Origin of the sequence: Actinoplanes cyaneus (assembly GCF_016862095.1) — a bacterium.
Classification (GTDB): Bacteria; Actinomycetota; Actinomycetes; order Mycobacteriales; family Micromonosporaceae; genus Actinoplanes; species Actinoplanes cyaneus.
The window spans coordinates 1-550 of sequence record NZ_BOMH01000182.1 but is presented as its reverse complement, the minus strand read 5'-3'; the positions used below and the strand labels follow the sequence as shown (position 1 = coordinate 550).

At 72.0% G+C, this 550-nt stretch carries 1 pseudogene; it reads left to right on the top strand.

What is annotated here, in order from left to right:
* Positions 1 to 127: 127 nt before the first annotated feature.
* Positions 128 to 550 (top strand): annotated as a pseudogene (locus Acy02nite_RS46270) (DEAD/DEAH box helicase); the annotation flags it as partial.

Below are 550 nucleotides of genomic sequence, written 5' to 3'. Positions count from 1 at the left end.
AACGGTCGAGGGCCGCCCCACACGGGGTCGGCCCTCGACTGCGTTTATGACTTCGTTCCCTAGTAACTTTGTGTTTGAGGCAGGGTCGCCCGCACTGGGCCGCAGCCGTACTTGGAAGGAATGATCCGTGACTACAGGACCGCAGGACGGCGGCTCCAGCAACCGTGACGAGGCCCGGGAGGGCCGCGGTCGCGATGGCGGCGACGCCCGCCGCGGCGATGGAGGCGGATACCAGGGCGGAAACCGGTCCGGCGGCGACCGCGGCGGCTTCCGTGGCGGCGACCGTCCCCAGGGTGGTGGCTTCCGTGGTGGCGACCGTGACCGTGGTGGTTACCAGGGTGGTGGCGACCGCGGCGGCGATCGTGGTGGTTTCCGTGGGGGTGACCGTCCGCAGGGCGGTGGTTTCCGTGGTGGCGACCGTGACCGTGGCGGCTACCAGGGCGGTGGCGACCGCGGCGGCTTCCGTGGGGGTGACCGCCCGCAGGGTGGCGGCTTCCGTGGTGGCGACCGTGACCGCGGTGGCTACCAGGGTGGCGGCGACCGTGGTGGC